This window comes from Arthrobacter sp. Dra40 (assembly GCF_059091905.1).
This window is the reverse complement of the sequence record NZ_JBNHHB010000485.1, coordinates 1-1420: the sequence shown is the minus strand read 5'-3', so window position 1 is coordinate 1420 and position 1420 is coordinate 1. Positions and strand designations below refer to the sequence as shown.

Here is a 1420-nt window from a genome sequence, read left to right as displayed (position 1 = left end):
TCCGCCGCCAGTTGGCGGCCCTGGCAGTGTTGCCGGAGTCCATGATGACCAGTCGGTAGTACCGGGTGAGGACCTGGTGGGCGATGTCCACTTCCTCTGCGGTGACTTCGTGGTCGCCTTCTTCGTTTTCATCCGAGCGCAGCACATCGAACTTGTCGGCGGTCTGGTGGTGGACGAACTTGGCGATCTCGGCCGCGTTCGTGGAAGGGGACAGCAGCTCGGTGGAGGAATCGATCAGGTCCAGGACGCTGCGGTCGTGGGCGCCCTTCTCTGTCCGCCATCCCAGGGTGCCCTGGGATTCGTTGTTGTCCCACGCCACCGTTGCCGCGCCGCTGTAGCGGGCAAGGATCGCCGAGAGCATCACAACCGTGGGCGTCTTGTTGGCCCCGCCCTTGCGGTTAACCACGGCGATGGTCCGCGGGCCGGGCCAGTGCTGGCTTACGGTGCGGATATCCTCACGCTCGGACAGCTCCTCCTCTGAGGGGTCCATCCGGAAGCCCAAGCGGGTCAAGGTCCCGCGCCAGCCCTGAGTGGCCGGCTCCAGCACCGGGGCGCTCACCAGGAAGGAGGTCTCCTTCAAACTGCGTCGGGTCACCGGCGCGTCGGCTGCAGCAGCCTGCTGCGGCGCCTCGGCGGCCGGAGCCACGTCCAACGCAGTCTCCGCGGCAAGGGGCGGCCACGGCTGGCGTTCCACCGTCGGCTGGGCAGGTTCAGGCGTTGGCGCTGGAGTGGTGTCGGTGGATTCGACTGCGGCCGCAGCGGGCGTGCTGGCGGGTGCGGCGGTCCGGCGGCGGCCGGGCCGGGGCTCATAGGAGACGGACTCGACGTTGCCGCCCGGGTGGACGATCAGTTCGCCGTGTCCTTCGGGATCCTCGATACGGACCCGGACGGGTCGCTGCAGCGTCCTGGCTTCGGCCACGACAAGGGCCAGGGCGTTCTCGCGCAGGTCCTGCAGCGTCTTCCCTGCAGGGACGAGGCGGGAGTTCCCCGCGACGATGACCTCGGCTGTGCCGTTGTCGCTGATGATGGCCTTGATGTTCGGGAAGGCCAGGACCTCTGTTGGAGTGGTGCTCATGAAACCTGATTCCTTACGTTGACGGGGTTGGCGAGGTGCGTGCGCTTAGGAGGCGGGCGGGGTGAGCCGGTTGACCTTCCACGGGGCCTCCTGGCCTGTACGGAGCAGCTGCACTGTGTAGGTCCCGGCATCAGTCGGCACGGCTGCCATAACGCCGTAGCCGTTCGCCTCATCGACCGTCAGCGTCGCGGGGCCAGTGACCCGAGTGGCGGGGACATTGGCGGGATCCACGGCGGAGTAATCGGCGGTGGCCTGCGGCGTGAGCCAGCGGGCCAGGTCGTTGGCCCACTGCTTTTCCTCCACGCCCGGGCGGGCGAAGTCCGCCATGGCCTTCTCAGCAACGTC

1 protein-coding gene and 1 pseudogene are annotated in these 1420 nt (G+C 68.0%); both read right to left on the bottom strand.

Translation table 11 applies throughout. The annotated features are described in order from the left end of the window. Positions 1 to 1075: chromosome partitioning protein ParA (locus AC5RWT_RS37415; RefSeq protein WP_494084621.1), on the bottom strand; the 1075-nt coding region annotated here is incomplete at its 3' end. Positions 1076 to 1120: 45 nt separating this feature from the next. After that, positions 1121 to 1420: pseudogene (locus AC5RWT_RS37410) on the bottom strand (hypothetical protein); the annotation flags it as partial.